Here is a 21,397-nt window from a genome sequence, read left to right on the forward strand (position 1 = left end):
CCCGCGTGTTTCGTGGCTCACAGAACCCGTGACTGCAACTGTTATCAGATTGTTTTTTATGGGGGGATCCATTAAGGTTGGGCGCACAACAACAAACAACCTTAAACCTACGCTTAAACATGGAGTTGATCATGAAAGTTGCCGTTCTGGGTGCCGCTGGTGGCATCGGTCAAGCCCTCGCTCTGCTGTTGAAAAACCGTCTGCCGGCTGGCTCCGAGCTGAGCCTGTATGACATCGCCCCGGTTACCCCGGGTGTGGCCGTTGACCTCAGTCATATTCCTACCGACGTCGCCATCAAGGGCTTCTGCGGTGAAGATCCGACTCCTGCGCTGGTTGGGGCCGATGTGGTGCTGATCTCCGCCGGTGTGGCACGCAAGCCGGGGATGGATCGCTCCGACCTGTTCAATATCAACGCCGGTATCGTCAAGAATCTGGTCGAGAAGTGCGCGGCCACTTGCCCGAAAGCACTGATCGGCATCATCACCAACCCGGTCAACACCACCGTTGCCATCGCCGCCGAAGTGCTGAAGAAAGCCGGTGTCTATGACAAGCGTCGCCTGTTCGGTGTCACCACCCTGGACGTGATCCGCGCCGAGACCTTCGTGGCCGCTGCCAAAGGGTTGAACATCGACAAGGTACGCGTCAACGTGATCGGTGGTCACAGTGGCGTCACCATCCTGCCGCTGCTCTCCCAGATTGAAGGCGCTTCCTTCACCGCTGAAGAAGTGGCAGCCATGACCAAGCGCATCCAGAATGCCGGTACCGAAGTGGTGGAAGCCAAAGCCGGTGGCGGTTCTGCGACCCTCTCCATGGGTCAGGCGGCTTGCCGTTTCGGTCTCTCCCTCATCAAGGGTCTGCAGGGCGAAGCCAACGTTGTTGAGTGCGCCTACGTTGAAGGCAACGGCGAGCACGCCACCTTCTTCGCACAGCCGGTACTGCTGGGCAAGAATGGCGTCGAAACCGTACTGGATTACGGCAAGCTGAGCGCGTTCGAGCAGGAAGCGATGGAAGGCATGCTGGCTACCCTGAAAGCCGATATCCAGCTGGGTGTCGATTTCGTCAAGTAAGCGGGTCAACCGTGCCAACAAGGGAGCTTCGGCTCCCTTTTGTATTGATGAGATCCGCCCGGCAGGCTAAGGGGATGGGGCTTGGTGCCGATAACAGAGTGCAGCAGGAGATCCTTATGATGAAACCCCTTACCCTTCTCATTCTTGTCGGTACATTCACCGCGCCCCTCTATGGTGCCGAGGCGGTATCGGCTGCCGTATCGAGCGATGTGCCTGCAGCAAGTGCATCGGCACCGACAGCAAGCAGTGCTGCGGTGTCAACGGCCCCTGTCTCTGCTGCTACGCCAGCGCCCTCTGAGGCAGTCCCCGTCTTGCTCCCGGCCGAGCCGGTCACCCCCGTTGCCAGCAGTGGCGAGGGGGCCGCGCCGCTGCCAAAACCGGTGGAACCTGCTGCTGTGGTGGCGCCTCCCGCACCTCTGGCCGCTGGCGAGTTGCAGGCGGTGCCACTCTATCGTCAGGACGAGTTGCTCAACTGGATTGAGCAGGGGCGTCACCTCACTCAGGTGAAGCAGGATCGCTGTCAGCTGACTCAGGATATCGAAGCGCGCGCCTCGGTGATGAAGATCCCGGCCTATCAATTCCTCTGGGGGGATATGCTGGCGTGGGGTGTCTGTACCAAATCCAATGCCGAACTCGGGGTGCAATATATGTGGGAGGCGGCCAATCAGGGGTTGGCGCCAGCGCTGGAGCAGCTGGGGCGCTACTACTGGAAAGGAACTTTGGTGCAGAAGGATTTGGTGCGAGCCGAAACTCTGATGCGCGAGGCGGCCAGCCTCGGTTTTCTGCGGGCTCGCATCGAGTGGGTCGAGATGCTGTTGCAGGGGATGGGCAGTCCGCTTGATTATGAGGACGCCTATCGCTGGCTCCATGGCTCCGTCATAGGTGACAAGGCGCTGCACCAGAAGGCGGCGAGTCTGCTCAGCCGTCTTGGCAACCGGATGCCGGCCAACGTGGTGGCCCGCGCCAAGGCGATGCACTGATCCAAAAAAATGACCCACAGATCTGCACCTGTGGGTCCGGTTCCAGCCGCCGTGCCATGACAAGCCGGAACCTCCCTCTGTTATATGGCTGCCTGCGCCTTAGAGATCTTGGTGGGGGCCAAAAACTTCGTAATGGAGCTGCCCGGCTGACACCCCAGCCGCCAGCAGCTGCCGCTTGATCTCTTGCATGAAGCCGACAGGGCCACAGAAGTAGTAGTGGGCCTGCGGCGTGATGCGCTCTTTCACGGCAGTCAGATCCATGGTGCCGGCCAGGTCATAATCTTCACCCTGTACATCGCTGGCCTCCGGCTCCCGATACCAGACCCGGCTCAGCAAGTTGGGATGCTGGCGGGATTTTTGCTGAATATCCTCCCGGAAGGCGTGTACAGCGCCCTGTTCGCAGGCGTGCAGCCAGGTGATCTCGGCCTGATGAGCACTTTCCAGCAGCTGGTTGAGCATGCTCATCATCGGCGTCACGCCGACACCGGCTGAGAGCAGTACCACCGGGGTCTGGCTGTCGGCTTTCAGGTAGAAATCGCCGGTAGGAGGCATCACCTCGATCTTGTCACCCGCCTGCAGGTGATCGTGCAGCAGGTTGGAGACCTGACCCTGCGGCTCACGCTTGACGCTGATGCGGTAATCCTGCCCGTTGGGGGCATCGGAGAGGGAGTACTGGCGGATCTCCTGATATTCCAGCTCGGGGTGAACCAGCTTGATGCTGAGGTATTGGCCCGGTTTGAAGGTCAGTACCGGCTTGCCATCTTCCGGTGCCAGCAGGAAGGAGGTGATGAGGTCGCTCTCGGCTCGCTTCTCCTTGATGATGAAGGTGCGGGTACCTTGCCAGCCGCCATCCTGACTTGCCTTCTCCTGATAGATCTCCCGCTCGCGGCCGATGAAGATGTCTGCCAGCACGCCATACGCCTTGCCCCATGCCTCCAGCACCTCGTCGGTGACCGCACTTCCGCCCAATTCTTTGAGCGTGGCCAAGAGATGACTACCTACAATGTGATATTGTTCTGGCTGGATCAGGAATCCGGTATGTTTGTGCGCAATCCGCTCGACCGCACCGGCGAGCGCTCCCAGATTGTCGATATTCTTTGCATACGCGGCGACTGCATTGAACAGGGCCAGCGGCTGGCCGCCACTGCGTTGGTGGGCCAGGTTGAAGATATCTTTCAGCTCCGGGTTATGGCTGAACATCCGTTGGTAGAAGTGCTGGGTGAGGGCAGGACCTGCCGATTCGAGCAGCGGAATGGTGCTTTTGATGACGGCAACGGTGGTTTGATCTAGCATAGGGGCCTCGTTCTAATTGAACATATAAAATGTCATTTAATAAGTGGCATCCTAGATGTTTATTTGATTTGAATCAATACTCCACTTTTCGCATCGCGCTAATCAGGTTTTATGAGACTAACCAGTTATACAGATTTCGGATTGAGAGCCCTGCTCTATCTTGCCACCCTGCCGGAAGGGGAGTTGTCGAGCGTTGCCAAGGTATCAGCCCTGTATGGTGTTTCCCGCAACCACATGGTGAAGGTGGTCAATCAGCTGGTGAAGCTGGGCTATCTGCAATCCCAGCGGGGCAAGAATGGCGGTATTCGCATGGCTTGCGATCCCGCTACCATCAATATCGGGCAGGTGATAAGGGCGCTGGAAGGCAATCTGGACGGCATTGACTGCGGCTCGCCCGCTTGCCACATCGTCTCTGTCTGTCTGCTCAAGAGTGCGCTGAAAGAGGCGATGGATGCGTTTCTGGCGGTGATGGACAGCTATACGCTGCAAGACCTGCTGGCCAACCGTGACGAGCTGCAACGGGTCTTCGGCGAGTTGATCCCGACGCTGGTGCTGGAGCCGGATGATGAAGATGAGCAATGACTATGAGCAATAGAAAAGGGCTGCCACTGGCAGCCCTTTTTCAATCTTGCGAATCCGATTCCGCCCGGTACGATGCCGGCATAATCCGCGCCATCTTGACCATGTTGTTCTCCACATCGAGGATCTCGATAGGATAACCGGCCAGCCGGATCCCGATGTTGGGCTGGGGGATCTCCTCCAGATATTCGAGGATCAGGCCGTTGAGGGTACGCGGGCCATCGATGGGCAGATGCCAGTTCATCTCCTTGTTCAGCTCACGAATATTGGCTGAGCCTTCGACCAGATAAGAACCATCTGACTGGGGATGGATCTCGTCGCTCGGCGCTGGCGTCATGGAGGTGGTAAAGTCGCCCACGATCTCTTCCAGAATGTCGTCCAGAGTGATTAGCCCCTGAATATCGCCGTATTCGTCGACGATCAGGCCAATTCGCTCCTTGTTGCGTTGGAATTTGGCCAGTTGCACGTTGAGCGGCGTTCCTTCCGGAATGAAGTAGATCTCGTCCACTTCCCGCAACAGGCTCGATTTGTTGAACTGATCCCTGGCTACCAGTCGCAGGGCATCGCGCGCGTGCAAAAAGCCGACAACGTCGTCGATATTGTCGCGATAGAGCAGAATCTTGGTGTGAGCGCAGTGGGCCAGCTGGCGCTGGATGCTCTTCCAGTCATCGTTGATGTCGATGGCGTAGATATCGCTGCGTGGCACCATGATGTCCTCGACCAGCATCTTGTCGAGATCCAGAATGCTCAACAGCATCTCCTGATGACGCTGGGGGATCAGGTTACCCGCCTCATTGACTATGGTGCGCAGCTCCTCGGTGTTGAGGGAGTCATCCTTGTTGGGATTGATCTTCAGCATCTTGAGCAGGCCGCTGGTGATGCCGTTGATCAGCCAGACCAGCGGTGAGAGCGGCACCATCAGCCCCTTGAGGATCCAGGAGGCGGGATAGGCGATCTTCTCCGGAAACATGGCGGCCAGGGTCTTGGGGGTCACTTCACCGAATACCAGTACCACCAAGGTCAGCCCGAAGGTGGCGATGGCGACCCCGAGATCACCAAACAGCCGGATACAGACGATGGTGGCGATGGCGGAGGCGAGGATATTGACCAGATTATTGCCGATCAGGATCAGTCCCAGCAGGCGATCGGGGCGGGCGAGCAGTTGCTCGACGCGACGTGCGGCTTTGTGTTTGGTCTGTGCCAGATGCCGAAGTTTGTAGCGGTTGATGGACATCAGGCCGGTTTCGGCACTGGAGAAAAAGGCGGAAAGAAGGATCAAGATAACGAGAACAATCAGTAATGTACTCGTTGAGATGCTGTCCAAAAAGGGCTCCTGTTGGATGGTATGGCTAAAAGAGTATAGGTGTCAGCTCAACAGCACTTCTTTGACGAAGCGACTGCCAAAATAGGCAAGAGTCAGGATGAAGCTGCCGATCAGACTGAGAGTGATGACTTTACGGCCGCGCCAACCATAGGTGTGATGGCCCCACAACAGCAGCACATAGACACACCAGGCCAGAATGGAGAGTACCGCCTTGTGTGATTTGCCCTGGGCGAACATGTCTTCGAGGAAGAACAGGCCGGAGGCAATGGAGAGTGTCAGCAGGAACAGACCCGCCGAGATGAGCTGGAACAGCCGCTTCTCCACCGTCATCAGTGGCGGCATGGCTGGCAGGTTGCTGATTTTTCGAGATTTAAGCTGCTTGTCCAGACAGGCAAGCTGCAACGCAAACAGGCAGGCGATCATCAATACCGCATAGGCCATCAGGGCTAGGCCGATGTGCAGCAACAGCTGGGGATGGGCCTCCAGATGGGTGATGTAGCGACCCGGGATCAAGGCGCTGGCAGCCAGCAACAGGGCCGAGAAGCTATAGACTACCGGCAGCAGGATCCAGCCGTTGAAGCGACGGGTGACGCAGGTCATGAAGCAACTGATGATCAGGCTCACCAGCGAGGCGACGTTGAGCATGCTCAGGTTTTGACCGGAATGGGTCACCATTACTTCGCTGGCAACAGATGCACCATGGGCTACCAGTGCCAGTCCCACGCAAGCGAACAGGGGGGTGTACCCGACTTGTTTGGCATTGAGCAGCAGGTGCAGTGAGGCGATGATGGCCAGCAGATAAAACGCCAGGGCCAGAACAGAGATCACGATCATAACCAGGTCGTTGTTACACAAGCATTTAGGGATATAAGAGGAGCAGTATACCTTGCACAAGATGTGCTCGCCAGTTGTGCAATGGCCGATCCGCCCATATATAGGGACGAAGCATAGATGAGCGACGGTGCGGTGAATAATCGTCCTCGCGGCTGCTCTGGGTTATAATGCCCCCTATTTATTACGCCAAGAACCGGAATGCGTCATGTTTGAGAATTTGACTGAAAGACTCTCGCGCACCTTGCGCAATGTCAGTGGCCGTGGTCGGCTGACCGAAGAGAACATCAAAGAGACCCTGCGCGAAGTCCGCATGGCGCTGCTTGAGGCGGACGTCGCCCTGCCGGTCGTGCGTGATTTCGTGGCGCGCGTCAAGGAGCGTGCCGTCGGGCAGGAAGTGGCCAAATCCCTGAGCCCGGGTCAGGCATTCATCAAGATAGTGCACGGCGAGCTGGTCACCGTGATGGGGGAGGCCAATGAACAGCTCAATCTGGCTGCCCAGCCGCCCGCCATTATCCTGATGGCCGGTTTGCAGGGGGCCGGTAAGACCACCACGGTCGGCAAACTGGCCAAACTGCTCAAAGAGCGCAACAAGAAGAAGGTGTTGGTGGTCAGTGCCGACGTCTATCGCCCTGCGGCGATCAAACAGCTGGAGACCCTGGCGGGTGACATCGGCGTCGACTTCTTCCCGAGCGATGCAAGCCAGAAGCCGGTTGCCATCGCGACTGCCGCTATCGATCAGGCGCGCAAGAAATTCTATGACGTGGTGATCGTCGATACCGCCGGCCGTCTGCATGTTGATAGCGAAATGATGGCCGAGATCCAGGATCTGCATGCCACCATCAAGCCGGTCGAGACCCTGTTCGTGGTGGATGCCATGACCGGTCAGGATGCCGCCAACACCGCCAAGGCGTTCAACGAAGCGCTGCCGCTCACCGGTGTCATCCTTACCAAGGCGGACGGCGATGCCCGCGGTGGTGCCGCCCTGTCGGTGCGCCACATCACCGGTAAACCGGTCAAGTTCATCGGTATGGGCGAGAAGACCGATGCGCTGGAGCCGTTCCACCCTGATCGCCTCGCCTCTCGCATTCTCGGCATGGGCGATGTGCTCTCTCTGATCGAAGAGGTGGAGCGTAACGTCGATAAAGAGAAAGCGGCCAAGCTGGCCAGCAAGGTCAAGAGCGGTAAAGGCTTCGATCTCGAGGACTTCCGCGAGCAGTTGGCCCAGATGCGCAACATGGGCGGCATGATGGGCATGCTCGACAAGCTGCCGGGCATGTCCGGCCTGCCGGACAACATCAAGGATCAGATGGATGACAAACTCACCGTGCGGATGGAGGCCATCATCAGCTCCATGACGCCGAAAGAGCGTGCCCATCCCGACCTCATCAAGGGCTCTCGCAAGCGTCGCATCGCTGCAGGTTCCGGCATGCAGGTGCAGGACGTGAACAAGCTGCTCAAGCAGTTCACCGAGATGCAGCGTATGATGAAGAAGATGTCCGGCAAGGGCGGCATGCGCAAAATGATGAGCCAGATGAAGAACATGCTGCCACCGGGATTTGGTGGCGGTCGCGGTCCGTTCTGATTATCCGGAGTTAGGTATTGAGCGAGGGTCTGCGAGTTGCAGGCCCTTTTCATTGCAGCCCTGCGCAAAAAATGGCTGGCTTGGTTGCAATTATTACGAATCCAAGTAGAATTATGCGGCTTATTTTAAGCTAGGGTCCGCGTGTTTGCGGGCCTTGTTCATTAGATGTTAATGAGGACGATATGGTAACCATTCGTTTACAACGTGGTGGCGCGAAAAAGCGTCCGTTCTACCAGGTAGTAGTTGCTGACAGCCGTAACGCCCGCGACGGTCGTTTCATCGAGCGCGTTGGTTTCTTCAACCCGGTTGCTTCTGGTCAGGCTGAAAAGCTGAACCTGGACCTGGCTCGTATCGAGCATTGGGTTGCTACTGGTGCCGCTGTTTCTGAGCGCGTTGCCAAGCTGATCAAAGACGCTGCCAAAGCTGCTTAATCAGCCAAACGGTAAGGAGTTAAGGTGGAAAAACCTGTAGTTCTGGGCACCCTGGGGACCGTTTACGGCATCAAGGGCTGGCTTAAAGTGAACTCCTTCACCGATGTTGCCGAAGCGATTTTCGATTACAACCCCTGGCTGATTAATCAGAACGGGGCGTGGCGTGAAATTCGGGTTTCATCCTGGAAACGTCACAACAAGGGTCTGATCTGCAAACTCGATGGTATCGATGTGCGCGAAGATGCCCTGGCATTGACCAATGTCGAGATTGGCGTACCCGCCGATCTGTTGCCTGCGTTGCCTGAAGGTGAGTTCTACTGGCGTGACCTGATTGGTTGCTCCGTGGTGACCACCAAGGGATACGACCTGGGCAAGGTGACCGAATTGATGGAAACCGGCTCCAACGATGTGTTGGTGGTTGAGGCCAATGTAAAAGATGCCTTTGGTGCAAAGGAGCGGTTGATTCCGTTCCTGGAAGAGCAGGTGATCAAGAACATTGATCTGACTGCTCGAACAATCGAAGTTGATTGGGATCCTGGTTTCTAGTTTCCCGCGCTAACACGGGTGCCGGAGGTTTCTTATGTGGATTGGGGTGATTAGCCTCTTCCCTGAAATGTTCCGAGCCATTACCGAGCACGGGGTAACGGGTCGGGCCGTCAAGAGTGGCCTGCTGCAGATTGAGTGCTGGAACCCCCGGGACTTTACCCACGACAAACACCGTACGGTCGATGATCGTCCTTATGGTGGTGGGCCCGGCATGTTAATGATGGTTCAGCCGCTGCGTGACGCGATTCATGCAGCCAAGCAAGCGGCGGGAGACGGGGCGAAAGTCATCTATCTCTCCCCTCAGGGACGCAAGCTGACTCAAGCTGGCGTAACCGAGTTGGCGACGAATCAGAAACTGATTCTGGTAGCCGGTCGATACGAAGGTATCGATGAACGCGTGATACAAACCGAAGTCGACGAAGAGTGGTCTATCGGGGATTACGTGTTAAGTGGTGGCGAGTTGCCTGCCATGACCCTGATCGATGCGGTTTCGCGTCTGGTTCCAGGAGTCTTGGGTGATCAGGCCAGTGCTGAGCAGGACTCCTTTACGGATGGCTTGCTGGATCATCCCCACTACACTCGGCCGGAGGTGTTGGATGGATTGGCGGTGCCCGAGGCGCTGACAAGCGGCAATCACGAAGTGATTCGGCGCTGGCGTCTCAAGCAATCTCTCGGACGAACCTGGCAAAGAAGGCCGGAACTTATTAACAACCTAGCTCTGACTGACGAGCAAGAATCACTTCTTGCCGAGTATGTCCGCGAAGTGCGTGACAGCGTTAAGTAGAGTTTTCAGTTTATCCTAGGTAAGGAAAGACAATGAGCAAGATTATTCAGCAGCTTGAACAAGAGCAAATGCGTACCGACATCCCGGCTTTTGCCCAGGGCGACACCGTACGTGTTCAAGTTCGTGTTAAAGAAGGTGGTAAAGAGCGTCTGCAGGCTTTCGAAGGCATCGTTATTGCCAAGCGTAACCGCGGTCTGCACTCTGCTTTCACCGTTCGCAAGATCTCCAACGGCGAAGGTGTTGAGCGTGTATTCCAGACTCACTCTCCGCTGATCCACAGTGTAGAACTGAAGCGTCGTGGTGATGTTCGCCGTGCCAAACTGTACTACCTGCGCAACCTGTCCGGTAAAGCTGCTCGTATCAAAGAGAAGCTCAACTAATTCGATTCGAATTGGTGTCGGTATGTCGGCTAAAAGCTCGACAGGTAGTGAAAAGGCTCGCCAATGGCGAGCCTTTTTTGTATCCGGAATTCGGTCACTGCTTACTGGCTGACTCGTACCACCGAGTTGTCGCGGCCGTAGGGGCTGGGTACGTAGGCATCGGCTTGCCAGTCATTCTCGTAGAGGGTCTCTCCCTCAGGAGTGATGAACTGGTAGCAATACTCGAAACTCTCCGGCCCGTCGGTCGGCAGATTGAGGGTGGCCTTGAACTCACCGCTCTTCATGCGTTTCAGCTCGACCGGTTGCCACTGGGTGAACTCGCCGATCAGCATCACCTGTTCTGCCCCTGCTGCGGCCTCCTTCTCTACGGCGAAGGTCACCTTGACCTCGGGTTTGGACTTGAGAAACTGCTTGGTAAGTGGCATGACGCCTCCTTGTCTGTGAGTTAAAAATGGATCCTGTCTATTTTTATACCACCATATGACAAAGATGTTGATAAGGCAGATCAAGTCGGCAAGGCAAAATAGCGTTGCAGCAGACTGTGGGTGAAGTCGATCTTGAGATAAAAGCCGCGGGGCAGGGTCATGATGGGTTGACCATCGCGGCCGATGGCGCGAGTCAGCGCTTTGTTGTTGGCTGCCTTGGGGCGCAGTTGCATCACCTGGCCGTGGCGCGCGCTGATCTGCTCCACCTCTCCCAGCACTATCATATCCATCAGCTCCTCCCAGTCCTGACGCAGCAGCCGATCTTCCTCTTCATTCGGGCTCCACATCAGCGGCATGCCGACCCGTCGCTCGCCAACCGGGATCTCCCGACTGCCTTCCACCGGGATCCAGAGCACCCGGGAGAGCTTGTTGCGCACGTTTGACTCCTCCCAGCGCTGGCCGCTGACGCCGATTAGCGGGGCGACGCAGACGAAGGTGGTTTCCAGCGGTTTGCCTTGAGGATCCACGGGGATCGTCTTGAGTTCGATCCCCAGCTCTGGGAAGTCTTGTTCCGGCTTGCTCCCTGCGCTGGCTCCCAGTTGCAGCTCGATCAACTGACCGACCCACCCCTTGTCACGGCGCAGATCTTTGGGCACCACGACGCCGGCCTCGGCGGCTATCTGCGCCAGGGTGAAGCCGGCCATGGCATTGGCGCGGCTTAATAACTCCTGCTCGGATTGGGGATTGCTTGGCATAGTTGGTTCCATCTTGCTCGCCATATTCTAACAGGGGAGGATCCCGAGAAGGATCGTTGTTTTTATAACCGATCCTGAGTGGATAAGATCAAACATGGATAAGTTGAGTGTTATGTGTGCATCATCATGATTTTAAAGGTTTTTGTATGTTTTATCGAGCACGGTTCCTAGCGGTGCTTGAGCTTGAAATAGTTGTCCAAGGGTTTGCTCGCGATGTTACACACAGTTATCCACAGAAATCTTGGATAAGTGGATGAAAGTGGAAGGTATGGCCGATATGTTACAAAAAATTGTGAATCCTCCCCCATTTTTGCCGAGCAAGCAGGGTAGATAATGTGCCGTGCTTGTGGATAATCTGTCCTGGGTGGATCTTTGACCAGTTGAACTTGTTCACAATCAGTCTCAGGGAGCACGCTACCGGAAGAGCATGGATCCAGATCCAGTATTATGCATTTAACTTATTGTATATAAAGTGATTTTTATATTGTGTGTCGTGTGGTGACATGAATGTCTTCTTTTCACTACTATTGAAAAAGTACTGTATATACCCGTTTGCTAACAGCTTTATGCACAGCCTGGGTGGGCAACTTGGAGGCGCGGATCCTTGGATTTGTTTATAAGTATGTTTGAAATCGAAAGTTATTCATGAAACAGGGGATTCACTCCTTGTTTGCTGCCACGGAGTGAATGTGGAACAATCTCCTTATAGATTCAGCCTTTATAAGGTGATCACGTGATTGATGGCGACGGATTTCGTCCCAATGTCGGTATCGTGATCTGTAACCGTGAAGGACAAGTGTTGTGGGCTAAACGCTATGGGCAGCACTCCTGGCAGTTTCCGCAGGGGGGGGTTGATGATGGTGAAACGCCAGAGCAGGCCATGTATCGAGAGCTGTATGAGGAGATTGGCCTCAAGCCCGAAGATGTGACCATCATGGCCACCAGTCGTAACTGGCTAAAGTACCGTTTACCCAAACGTCTTGTCCGCTGGGACAGTTCACCGGTCTGTATTGGCCAAAAACAAAAATGGTTCTTGTTACAGCTGAATTCGGGCAAGGAGTCGCGGATCCAGTTCGGCTGTCATGGCCATCCCGAATTTGACGACTGGCGTTGGGTCAGCTTCTGGTACCCGGTGCGTCAGGTCGTTTCGTTCAAGCGGGAGGTTTACCGCCGGGTCATGAAAGAGTTTGCCCCGCTGGCGATGCCGGTGCCGGCAGTGCAGGTCAACAAGAAGGATGGGCGGCGCAATCGCGCCCGTTAAGGAGCACAGATTAGTTGTTAACGGAACTGAGACGTATCGTCGAGAGCATGGCCGAGGCCAATACCCTCGAGCAGGCCTTGCAAGCATTGGTGAGCCAGACCCGGCACGCCATGGCAGTGGACTGCTGCTCCGTCTATGTCTCGGAACCCGAGGTGCGCCGCTATCGCCTGGCGGCTACTGACGGCTTGGCCCCGTCCGCAGTCGGCAAGGTGACCCTGCCTTACGAGCAGGGCATCGTCGGTCTGGTGGGTCAGCGGGAAGAGCTGATCAACCTGGCTGATGCCCCCGCGCATCCCAGTTTCAAATTCCTGCCCGATGTGGCCGAAGAGGCGTTCCGCTCTTTCCTCGGCGCTCCCATCATGCATCAGCGTCAGGTGGTCGGCATTCTGGTGGTGCAGCAGAAGGAGAGCCGCCGCTTCGATGAGGGGGAAGAGTCCTTCATGGTCACCCTGGCGGCCCAGCTGGCGGCGCGGATCGCCCAGGCGCAGGCCAAGGGGTGGTTGCAGAAGACCGACTGGAGCAAGCCGCTGCGCGGTATTGCCGGTGCCAGCGGCATCGCCATGGCCAAGGCCTGGGTGTGGCGGCCCCGCAAGGCGCTCTCGTCCATTACCCCGCGCAAGGATGAAGACCATGCCAGCCAGCTGGCGCGGCTGGAGCTGGCGGTTGAGGAGGTGCGCCACGATCTGGAGAGTCTGGCGCTGCGTTTTCGCGAGAGCTACAGCCAGGATTCGGTGGCGATTTTCGATATCTACCTCCATCTGCTGAACGATCCCGGCTATATCAAGCCCATTCGCAACAAGGTGAGCAAGGAGCACTGGACTGCGGTATCTGCGGTCAAGCTGATCAGTGATCGCTTGATCGAGCAGTTCAAAGGGATGAAGGATCCCTACCTGCAGGAGCGCTCCACCGACGTGAAGGATATTGCCCAGCGGCTGATCAGCCGACTGGTGCAGAATGAACCGGAACATATCTCCATCGGCGAGCCGGTGGTGCTGGTTGCCGATGAAGTGACCGCCACCATTCTGGCGGAAGTGCCCCGCGAGTATCTGACCGGGGTGGTCTCACTCAAGGGGGGGACCAACTCCCACGCCGCCATTCTGGCCCGCGCCATGGGGGTCGCCGCCATCATGGGGGTCGATCTGCCCCTCGGCGACATCGGCGGTCGCATGCTGGTTGTCGATGGTTACAGCGGCGATCTCTTCATCGAACCCAATCAGGTGATTCTGACCGAGTATCGTCAGCTGCTGAGCGAAGAGCGGGCGCTCGATACCTTGGTGCGCAGTGTCGACAACTTGCCATCCGAGACGGCCGACGGCACCAAGGTCTCCCTGCTGCTCAACGCCGGTCTCAGTGCCGATACCGAGATCTCCCTCAATCAGCTGGCGGACGGGGTCGGTCTCTATCGCACCGAGATCCCCTTTATGCTGCAGGAGAGTTTTCCCTCAGAGTGGGAGCAGACAGCCCGTTATCGCGGCATTCTGGAGACCTACCGCAACCGGCCGGTCTGCATGCGGACGCTGGATGTGGGCGGCGACAAGCCGTTGCCCTATTTCCCCATCGTCGAGGAAAACCCCTTCCTTGGCTGGCGGGGGATCCGGATCACCCTGGATCACCCCGAACTGTTTCTGGTGCAGCTCAAGGCGATGCTGCGGGCCAGTGAAGGGCTGGACAATCTGGCCATCATGCTGCCGATGATCAGCAGCGTCAGCGAAATCAAAGCCTCCCGTCGTCTGCTGGATCAGGCATGGCGGGAAGTGTCGGAAGAGGCGGCGAGCCGCGATGCAGTGATCCGCTACCCCAGCCTCGGGGTGATGATCGAGGTGCCCTCAGCCCTCTTTATTTTGCCGGAGATGGCGCCGCTCATCGACTTCTGGTCTGTGGGCAGCAATGACCTTACCCAGTACCTGCTGGCGGTGGATCGCAACAATTCCCGGGTTGCCAACATCTATGATGCTTTCCATCCTGCGGTGATCCGCGCCCTGCAACAGCTGGTTGATGCTTCCCACCGCTACCAGAAGCCGGTGTCGGTCTGTGGCGAGCTGGCCGGTGATCCGGTCGGTGTACTGTTGCTGCTTGCCATGGGCTATCGCCGCTTCAGTATGAACACCCACAACATCGCCCGGATCAAGTACGTGCTGCGTCAATCCACCCTGAGCGAGTTGACCGAACTGATGGCCGATGGCCTCAAACATGACAACCCCCACGTACTGCGCGGCCTGTTTGCCCGCTATCTGGAGGAGCATGGTTTGGGCGGTTTGCTGCGAGCCGGTCATAAATCGAAACAGAGTGATTGATAATCATGCCTTGTCCCTGCTGACGAATGATCGGAAAATGCGGCTTTTATTTTGACTGGGGCCGCATATGCAGCACGATGGATATTGGGTTTTCTCGCAGATTGATCCCGTAGCATTCAGTTTGGGACCACTATCGGTACGCTGGTATGGTCTCATGTACCTGTTCGGTTTCGCGTTTGCCATGTGGCTTGCCGGCCGTCGCGCCGATGCGCCGAACAGCGGCTGGACCCGCAACGAGGTGTCGGATCTGCTGTTTTACGGCTTCCTCGGGGTGATCCTCGGTGGCCGTGTCGGTTACGTGCTGTTCTACAACTTCGATCTCTTCCTCGCGGATCCCACCTACCTGTTCAAGATCTGGACCGGCGGTATGTCGTTCCACGGTGGTCTGATCGGGGTGATCACCGCGATGATCTGGTTTGCCCACAAGACCAAGCGCCACTTCTTCACCGTGGCCGACTTTGTGGCACCGCTCATTCCGTTCGGTCTCGGCGTCGGCCGGATCGGCAACTTTCTCAACGGCGAGCTGTGGGGCCGGGTCACCGATGTACCCTGGGCCATCATCTTCCCGGAGGCCGGCCCCGAGCCGCGTCATCCCTCCCAGCTTTACCAGTTCGCACTGGAAGGGGTGGTGCTGTTCATCATCCTCAATCTCTTCTGGCGCAAGAATCCGCCGCGCGGTGCCATCTCCGGCATGTTCCTGCTGTTCTACGGCCTGTTCCGCTTCCTGGTGGAGTTTGTGCGCCAGCCGGACAGCCAGCTTGGTCTCTATTTCCAGGAGATCAGCATGGGCCAGATCCTCTCCACCCCGATGATTATCGCCGGTGCCCTGATGATCTGGGCCGCCTACAAGCGTCCGCAGTTGTTCGGTAATGCCGTGAAGGAGGCGAAATAATGCGAGCTTATCTCGACCTGATGCAGAAAATCCTCGATGAGGGCACCGTCAAGTCAGACCGTACCGGCACCGGTACTGTCTCCCTGTTCGGCCATCAGATGCGCTTCAATCTGGCGGAAGGTTTCCCGCTGGTGACCACCAAGAAGTGCCACCTGCGCTCCATCATTCACGAGCTGCTCTGGTTCCTCAATGGCGATACCAATACCGCCTATCTGAAGGAAAATGGCGTCAGCATCTGGGATGAGTGGGCCGACGAGAATGGCGATCTGGGGCCGGTTTACGGCGCGCAGTGGCGCTCTTGGTCTGCGGCCGACGGCTCTGTCATCGACCAGATCCAGAAGGCGGTGGATGACATCAAGCACAACCCGGATTCGCGCCGCATCATCGTCTCCGCCTGGAACGTGGGCGAGCTGGACAAGATGGCGCTGGCTCCCTGCCACGCCTTCTTCCAGTTCTATGTGGCGGACGGCAAGCTCTCCTGCCAGCTCTACCAGCGCAGTTGTGATGTGTTCCTCGGCCTGCCGTTCAACATCGCCAGCTACGCCCTGCTGACCCACATGATGGCCCAGCAGTGCAATCTGGAAGTGGGTGACTTTGTCTGGACTGGCGGTGATGTGCATCTCTACTCCAACCACATGGAGCAGACAGCTCTGCAGCTCTCCCGCGAGCCGCGCCCGCTGCCGACCCTGCTGATCAAGCGCAAACCTGACTCCATCTTCGACTACAAGTTCGAGGATTTCGAGATCGAGGGTTATGACCCCCATCCCGGCATCAAGGCGCCCGTCGCCATCTGATAGCAAGGCGCCTCAGGGCGCCTTTTTTATGCAGTTAAATAATTGAAAATTCATTTTATTGATTAATAAGACGGTAGCCAGAGACGAGGAAAAACCTGCTTATAGCAGGTATGTTCTATTTTGCTTTCGGTTTTTTCGTTGTATTGAGCAGCAAGAAACGATTTTCCATTGGTTGTTGCAAGGGATAGACTCAAACCAAAGCAATACGGTGGAAAATTTAACCATGAGTGACGTAATCAAAAAGTTCCTGAAGCTGGAGGCCGCCTCCGGAATTATTCTGATCATGGCTGCCATGCTGGCAATGATTTTAGCCAATACCGCGCTGGCTGGCGGGTATCAGGCGTTTCTCGACACGCCGGTGCAGGTGCGCATCGCGGCCCTCGACATCAACAAGCCGCTGCTGCTCTGGATCAACGATGGCTTTATGGCGATCTTCTTCCTGCTGGTTGGTCTGGAAGTGAAGCGTGAAATGCTGGAGGGGGCGCTCTCCTCTCGGGTGCAAGCGACTTTTCCGGCTATTGCGGCGGTGGGCGGCATGCTGGCTCCGGCCTTGATCTACGCCTTTTTCAACTATGCGGATGAAGTGGCGCGTGCTGGCTGGGCGATCCCGGCTGCGACCGACATCGCCTTTGCCCTCGGGGTGATGGCGCTGCTCGGCAAGCGGGTGCCGGTGAGCCTCAAGGTATTCCTGCTGGCGCTGGCCATCATGGATGACCTCGGCGTCATCATCATCATCGCACTCTTCTATACCCAGCAGTTGTCGCTTGAGGCGCTGGCGATCGGCCTTCTGGCTACCTTTACCCTATTCTGGATGAACCGTCGTGGCGAGGACAGGATCAGCCTCTACATGCTGGTTGGTCTGGTGCTCTGGGTTGCTGTACTCAAGTCGGGCGTTCACGCGACGTTGGCCGGTGTGGTGGTCGGATTTATGATCCCGCTCAAGGGGAAGCGTTATGAGTCGCCACTCAAGCATCTTGAGCACTCGTTACATCCCTGGAGCGCCTATCTGATCCTGCCGCTGTTTGCCTTTGCCAACGCAGGGGTATCCCTTGAGGGGATAGGTCTCTCCTCCCTGTTGAATCCGGTGCCCATGGGCATCATGCTGGGACTGTTTATCGGCAAGCCGCTCGGGGTGTTTACCATCAGCTGGCTGTCGGTCAAACTGGGTATCGCCCAGTTGCCGCCCGGGGTTAACTTCAAGCAGATTTTTGCGGTCAGCATCCTCTGTGGTATCGGATTCACCATGTCGATGTTTATCGCGTCACTGGCCTTTGAGCATGGTGGGCTGGATTACGGCAGCTACTCGCGCCTCGGGATCCTCGTTGGATCCAGCATTGCAGCGCTGGTTGGCTATCTGGCCTTGCGATTGTCACTCCCCAAGAGTGATGGGGACCAGAATGCGGAGGGTTTATGAGAAAACAGGCATGGTTACTGCTCTTCTTGGTCAGTCCTATGGGATTAGCTGGCGGGTTTGAAGAGTGTCGACAGGAGGCTGGTTCGGCCAGCTGTTCGGCCTATCTCAACGGGGTGGTAGACAGCGCCCTGCTGCTGGGGGACAAGCAGGCCAAGGCGCGCTTTGGCGAAACCTTCTCCGAGCGGGCGCTAAGCAGCCGGGCTGGCGAGATGGTCAAGCGCTCCAACAAGCGTTATTGCGCTGACCGGATGCCGGACAAGGCACGCCTCAAGGCCACTCTGATGGAGCAGCTTGGCGCGAACAAGGTTGACTCGGTCAGCGACATGTATGACATTCTGGCGGTTGAACTCAGCTGCTACCGGAGTCCGCGTCAAGCGGGAACCCCATCGGATGTCACACCTTAACTACAACCATCTCTACTATTTCTGGATGACTCAGAAGAAGGGCTCCGTTACCCAGGCAGCGGAAGCCCTTTTTTTGACCCCGCAAACCGTCACCGGTCAGATCAAGCTGCTGGAGCAGCGCCTCGGGGGCAAGCTACTCAAACGCAAGGGGCGCTCCCTTGAGGCGACCGAGCTGGGCCAGCTGGTGTTTCGCTATGCCGACAAGATGTTCAGCCTCTCCTACGAGATGCTCGATATCGTCAACTACCGCAAGGAGAGCCAGATCCTGTTCGACGTCGGCATCGCCGATGCCCTCTCCAAGCGCCTTGCCAGCCGCGTGCTGCTCTCTGTCATCCCCAATGATGGTTCCATCCATCTGCGCTGTTTCGAATCGACCCACGAACTGCTGCTGGAGCAGCTGAGCGAGCACAAGCTCGATATGATCCTCTCCGACTGTCCGGTGGACTCCAGCCAGCATGCGGGCCTGCTCTCCAAACGGTTGGGCGGCTGTGGCGTCAGCTTCTTCTGCAAGGCGCCGTTGCCTGAAAAGCCCTTTCCAGCTTGTCTGGAAGAGCGCAAGCTGCTGATCCCCGGTCGCCGTACCGCCATGGGGCGTCAGCTGACCCAGTGGTTCGAGCAGCAGGGTGTCTCCCCCAGCATTCTTGGCGAGTTTGATGATGCCGCCTTGATGAAGGCGTTTGGCTTCTTCAATCAGGGCATCTTCATGGCCCCTACCATCTACCGGGAGGAGATCCTTGAGGGGGAGGGGGTGATGTTGATCGGGGAAACTCAGGATCTGATGGAGGAGTATTACGTCATCTTCGCCGAGCGGATGATCCAGCATCCGGCGGTAAAGCGGGTCTGCGAGAGCGATTTTACCTTTCTCTTTTCCGGCCAGGAGAACTTCTCCGCCATCCAGCCAGCCACCCTGTCGTTTTAAAACAGCCCGTCACCACGTATCATCGGCGATGAGTGGTAGAGGAGAGATGTGATGCAACTTGAAGAGATGGAAGCCAATGCGAGTAAAGCGGTGGCCTTGCTCAAGGCGCTGGCCAACGAGCGGCGGCTGTTTATTCTGTGCCAGTTGCTGGAGCGCGAACTGTCAGTGGGGGAGCTCAACGAGCGACTGGGATTGAGTCAGTCGGCCTTGTCACAGCATCTGGCGCTGCTGCGGCGGGATGAGCTAGTGACGACGCGCAAAGAGGCCCAGACGGTCTACTATTCGCTGCGCAGCCATGAGGTGCGTGAAATGATTAGTTTGCTGCATCGACTTTATTGCAGCGCAGATAAATAAAAAACCGGCACTAAGGCCGGTTTTTTCAGCTTTGATCAGCAGAAGCTGATTAAGCCATAGCTTTGATCTGGGCAGACAGGCGGCTCTTGTGACGAGCAGCTTTGTTCTTGTGGATCAGGCCTTTGGTCGCCATACGATCCATGATCGGCTGAGCAACAGCGAAAGCGGCAGTCGCAGCAGCTTTGTCGCCAGAGGCGATAGCAGCAATGACTTTCTTCAGGTAGGTACGGGTCATGGAACGACGGCTGGCGTTGTGCTGACGGCGTTTTTCTGACTGAAGAGCGCGCTTCTTAGCAGATTTGATGTTAGCCAAGGTAAAACTCCTAAAACTGTCTTAGCGAGTGTATTGAAAAGGCCCGGAAATATGCCCTTCCAACCACATATTGTCAAATGATTTGTGCAAATAAACACCGCCTCCCGGTGGTGTGTCAGTAGGGAGACGGTTAAACTGTCGGCCGATTCTAGCAGCATTCTTTTCATTCTGACAGTTCCAGAGGCCTCGTCTTGAGTAAGAAATTGATCAAATCCGGTATGATAGTGTCCGGAATGACGCTGGCATCCCGCGTAATGGGCTTGGTTCGCGATGTGGTCATCGCAAATCTGCTTGGTGCAGGGGTGGCCGCCGACGTCTTCTTTTTTGCCAATCGCATTCCCAACTTTCTGCGTCGCCTGTTCGCCGAAGGTGCCTTCAACCAGGCCTTTGTTCCCGTGATGACGGAGTACAAGAAAAATGGCGACGAGGGGGAAGTGCGTGAATTGCTGGCTGCGGTGGCGGGTACGTTGGGGGGCATAGTGACTGTGGTCACCCTGCTCGGTGTGCTGGGGTCGGGTGTGCTGACCGCGCTGTTTGGCTGGGGCTGGTTCTGGGACTGGCTGCATGGCGGCCCTGCGGCCGAGAAGTTCGAGCTCGCCAGTCTGATGCTCAAAATCACCTTCCCTTACCTCTGGTTCATCACCTTTACCGCCATGGCGGGGGCTATCCTCAACACCTTCGGCCGCTTTGCGGTCTCGTCGTTTACGCCGGTGTTTCTCAACATCACAATGATTGCCGCGGCCTGGTGGATTGCACCGCTGATGGACAAACCTGAGATCTCGCTGGCGATTGGTGTCTTTTTGGGCGGTTTGGTGCAGTTTTTGTTCCAATACCCCTTTTTGCGCCAAATCAACATGCTGGTATGGCCCAAGTGGGGATGGAATCACCCTGGGGTAGTGAAGATCCGCACACTGATGATCCCGGCCCTGTTCGGGGTCTCGGTCAGCCAGATCAACCTGCTGGTCAACACCATGCTGGCTTCCTTCCTGGCGACTGGTGCCATCAGCTATCTCTACTACTCGGATCGCCTGCTGGAGTTCCCCCTCGGGCTGTTTGCGGTGGCCATCAGTACCGTGATCCTGCCAGCGCTGGCCAAGAAGCATGTGGATGCCGATCCGGCGGACTTCTCCCGCACTATGGATTGGGGGGTGCGGATGGTGATGCTGCTCGGCCTGCCCGCCATGATAGGCATTGCGGTCATGCGCGAGCCCATTTTGCGAGTGCTGTTCATGCGCGGCGAATTTGGCCTGCATGAAGTGAGCATGTCGAGCGCCAGCCTGCTGGCCTCCACTACCGGTCTGCTCTCCCTGATGCTGATCAAGGTGCTGGCCCCCGGTTATTACGCCCGTCAGGATACCAAGACGCCGGTGCGGATCGGGGTGATGTCGATGATTGCCAACATGGTCTGCAACCTCATCTTCATCTACCCGCTCGGTTACGTGGGGCTGGCGCTCTCGACCGCCTGCTCGGGCACTCTGAATGCGGCCTTGCTGTTCAAGGGGTTGTACCAGCAGAGCGTCTATCGTCCCTCCCGCCATACTGGCGTGTTCTGCCTCAAGCTGCTGGTCGCCAGCGTGCTGATGGGCTGTGTGCTCGCCTATCTGTCGCCGGATTTGGCCCAGTGGGGGGCGTGGAGCATGGGCAAGGCCAGTTTGCAGCTGACCATGCTGCTGTCGCTGGGGGCTGCGGTCTATGCCGTGGTGTTGCTGCTGCTGGGCATTCGGCCGCGTCACCTTAAATCGGGGCAGCAGTAGCCGTGATCCTGCGGCGCC

23 protein-coding genes are annotated in these 21,397 nt (G+C 57.0%); 17 read left to right on the forward strand and 6 right to left on the reverse strand.

The genetic code is table 11. From position 1 onward, the window contains the following. Window positions 1-131: 131 nt before the first annotated feature. Both mdh and G5332_RS08930 read left to right on the forward strand, forming a co-directional pair. Entirely contained in the window at window positions 132-1,067 is a 936-nt protein-coding gene (gene mdh / locus G5332_RS08925; RefSeq protein ID WP_005340384.1) for a malate dehydrogenase, read from the forward strand. Window positions 1,068-1,462: 395 nt separating this feature from the next. Continuing rightward, entirely contained in the window at window positions 1,463-2,047 is a 585-nt protein-coding gene (locus tag G5332_RS08930; RefSeq protein WP_103251390.1) for a tetratricopeptide repeat protein, read from the forward strand. Between the two features lie 99 nt (window positions 2,048-2,146). Here the strand turns inward: G5332_RS08930 and hmpA are convergent, their stop codons facing one another. Next, window positions 2,147-3,340, reverse strand: coding sequence for an NO-inducible flavohemoprotein (gene hmpA / locus G5332_RS08935; protein WP_201990764.1), 1,194 nt, complete (start codon window positions 3,338-3,340; stop codon window positions 2,147-2,149). A gap of 111 nt (window positions 3,341-3,451) precedes the next feature. On the opposite strand from hmpA, the gene G5332_RS08940 reads away from it, so the two are divergent. After that, complete coding sequence (locus tag G5332_RS08940; protein WP_005340388.1) at window positions 3,452-3,922, forward strand: Rrf2 family transcriptional regulator; 471 nt, start codon at window positions 3,452-3,454, stop codon at window positions 3,920-3,922. 40 nt (window positions 3,923-3,962) lie between these two features. Here G5332_RS08940 and G5332_RS08945 read toward each other — a convergent pair whose 3' ends face one another. Together G5332_RS08945 and G5332_RS08950 are read right to left on the reverse strand one after the other, a co-directional pair. Continuing rightward, on the reverse strand, window positions 3,963-5,243 hold the full coding sequence (locus G5332_RS08945; RefSeq protein WP_005348906.1) for an HlyC/CorC family transporter: 1,281 nt from the start codon (window positions 5,241-5,243) through the stop codon (window positions 3,963-3,965). Between the two features lie 42 nt (window positions 5,244-5,285). Then, window positions 5,286-6,077 (reverse strand): cytochrome C assembly family protein, encoded by a 792-nt coding sequence (locus G5332_RS08950; protein WP_227341902.1) that lies wholly within the window; start codon window positions 6,075-6,077, stop codon window positions 5,286-5,288. Window positions 6,078-6,282: 205 nt separating this feature from the next. Here G5332_RS08950 and ffh point away from each other — a divergent pair, with 205 nt between their 5' ends. The 5 genes from ffh to rplS all read left to right on the forward strand — a co-directional run bounded on the left by ffh (window position 6,283) and on the right by rplS (window position 9,800). Continuing rightward, window positions 6,283-7,659, forward strand: a complete 1,377-nt coding sequence (ffh, locus tag G5332_RS08955; protein WP_005341384.1) for a signal recognition particle protein — start codon at window positions 6,283-6,285, stop codon at window positions 7,657-7,659. Between the two features lie 182 nt (window positions 7,660-7,841). Beyond that, a complete protein-coding gene (gene rpsP, locus G5332_RS08960) occupies window positions 7,842-8,090 on the forward strand; it encodes a 30S ribosomal protein S16 (protein ID WP_216952849.1) in 249 nt (82 codons plus the stop codon). Window positions 8,091-8,114: 24 nt separating this feature from the next. Next, window positions 8,115-8,636 carry a ribosome maturation factor RimM gene (gene rimM, locus G5332_RS08965; protein ID WP_005340394.1) on the forward strand — a complete coding sequence of 174 codons (522 nt, stop codon included), beginning with the start codon at window positions 8,115-8,117 and terminating at the stop codon, window positions 8,634-8,636. Window positions 8,637-8,670: 34 nt separating this feature from the next. After that, window positions 8,671-9,420 (forward strand): tRNA (guanosine(37)-N1)-methyltransferase TrmD, encoded by a 750-nt coding sequence (gene trmD, locus G5332_RS08970; protein ID WP_005308699.1) that lies wholly within the window; start codon window positions 8,671-8,673, stop codon window positions 9,418-9,420. Window positions 9,421-9,452: 32 nt separating this feature from the next. Continuing rightward, window positions 9,453-9,800, forward strand: coding sequence for a 50S ribosomal protein L19 (gene rplS, locus G5332_RS08975; protein WP_005308701.1), 348 nt, complete (start codon window positions 9,453-9,455; stop codon window positions 9,798-9,800). A 101-nt stretch (window positions 9,801-9,901) separates the two neighbouring features. Here rplS and G5332_RS08980 read toward each other — a convergent pair whose 3' ends face one another. Continuing rightward, complete coding sequence (locus G5332_RS08980) at window positions 9,902-10,225, reverse strand: isoamylase early set domain-containing protein (protein ID WP_227341903.1); 324 nt, start codon at window positions 10,223-10,225, stop codon at window positions 9,902-9,904. Between the two features lie 80 nt (window positions 10,226-10,305). Next, a complete protein-coding gene (gene mutH, locus G5332_RS08985) occupies window positions 10,306-10,980 on the reverse strand; it encodes a DNA mismatch repair endonuclease MutH (RefSeq protein ID WP_421172262.1) in 675 nt (224 codons plus the stop codon). 733 nt (window positions 10,981-11,713) lie between these two features. On the opposite strand from mutH, the gene rppH reads away from it, so the two are divergent. From rppH to G5332_RS09025, 8 genes are all read left to right on the forward strand, one after another. Then, the gene (gene rppH / locus G5332_RS08990; RefSeq protein ID WP_005340421.1) at window positions 11,714-12,241 is read left to right on the forward strand and encodes an RNA pyrophosphohydrolase; all 528 of its coding nucleotides are present in this window, start codon (window positions 11,714-11,716) and stop codon (window positions 12,239-12,241) included. Window positions 12,242-12,255: 14 nt separating this feature from the next. Beyond that, window positions 12,256-14,535 carry a phosphoenolpyruvate--protein phosphotransferase gene (gene ptsP / locus G5332_RS08995; protein WP_005340422.1) on the forward strand — a complete coding sequence of 760 codons (2,280 nt, stop codon included), beginning with the start codon at window positions 12,256-12,258 and terminating at the stop codon, window positions 14,533-14,535. Window positions 14,536-14,602: 67 nt separating this feature from the next. Further along, window positions 14,603-15,427, forward strand: a complete 825-nt coding sequence (gene lgt / locus G5332_RS09000) for a prolipoprotein diacylglyceryl transferase (RefSeq protein ID WP_031227775.1) — start codon at window positions 14,603-14,605, stop codon at window positions 15,425-15,427. Then, window positions 15,427-16,221: a thymidylate synthase gene (gene thyA / locus G5332_RS09005; RefSeq protein WP_421172261.1), complete on the forward strand. Its 795-nt coding sequence runs from the start codon at window positions 15,427-15,429 to the stop codon at window positions 16,219-16,221. Before lgt ends, thyA begins: the two co-directional genes overlap by 1 nt. A 223-nt stretch (window positions 16,222-16,444) precedes the next feature. Next, window positions 16,445-17,635 carry a Na+/H+ antiporter NhaA gene (gene nhaA, locus G5332_RS09010; RefSeq protein ID WP_421172260.1) on the forward strand — a complete coding sequence of 397 codons (1,191 nt, stop codon included), beginning with the start codon at window positions 16,445-16,447 and terminating at the stop codon, window positions 17,633-17,635. 38 nt (window positions 17,636-17,673) lie between these two features. After that, window positions 17,674-18,039 (forward strand): hypothetical protein, encoded by a 366-nt coding sequence (locus G5332_RS09015; protein ID WP_421172290.1) that lies wholly within the window; start codon window positions 17,674-17,676, stop codon window positions 18,037-18,039. Further along, a complete protein-coding gene (gene nhaR, locus G5332_RS09020) occupies window positions 18,026-18,958 on the forward strand; it encodes a transcriptional activator NhaR (protein WP_005340434.1) in 933 nt (310 codons plus the stop codon). The genes G5332_RS09015 and nhaR overlap by 14 nt, the downstream gene beginning before the upstream one ends. A 51-nt stretch (window positions 18,959-19,009) precedes the next feature. Further along, on the forward strand, window positions 19,010-19,312 hold the full coding sequence (locus tag G5332_RS09025; protein WP_013724128.1) for an ArsR/SmtB family transcription factor: 303 nt from the start codon (window positions 19,010-19,012) through the stop codon (window positions 19,310-19,312). Window positions 19,313-19,361: 49 nt separating this feature from the next. Here the strand turns inward: G5332_RS09025 and rpsT are convergent, their stop codons facing one another. After that, window positions 19,362-19,625 carry a 30S ribosomal protein S20 gene (gene rpsT / locus G5332_RS09030; protein WP_005308808.1) on the reverse strand — a complete coding sequence of 88 codons (264 nt, stop codon included), beginning with the start codon at window positions 19,623-19,625 and terminating at the stop codon, window positions 19,362-19,364. Between the two features lie 191 nt (window positions 19,626-19,816). Between rpsT and murJ the strand changes: the two genes are divergently transcribed. After that, window positions 19,817-21,379, forward strand: coding sequence for a murein biosynthesis integral membrane protein MurJ (gene murJ / locus G5332_RS09035; RefSeq protein WP_227341907.1), 1,563 nt, complete (start codon window positions 19,817-19,819; stop codon window positions 21,377-21,379). The last annotated feature ends 18 nt before the right edge of the window (window positions 21,380-21,397 follow it).

The sequence above is a fragment of the Aeromonas sp. 603757 genome (assembly GCF_049171255.1).
GTDB lineage: Bacteria > Pseudomonadota > Gammaproteobacteria > Enterobacterales > Aeromonadaceae > Aeromonas > Aeromonas veronii_A.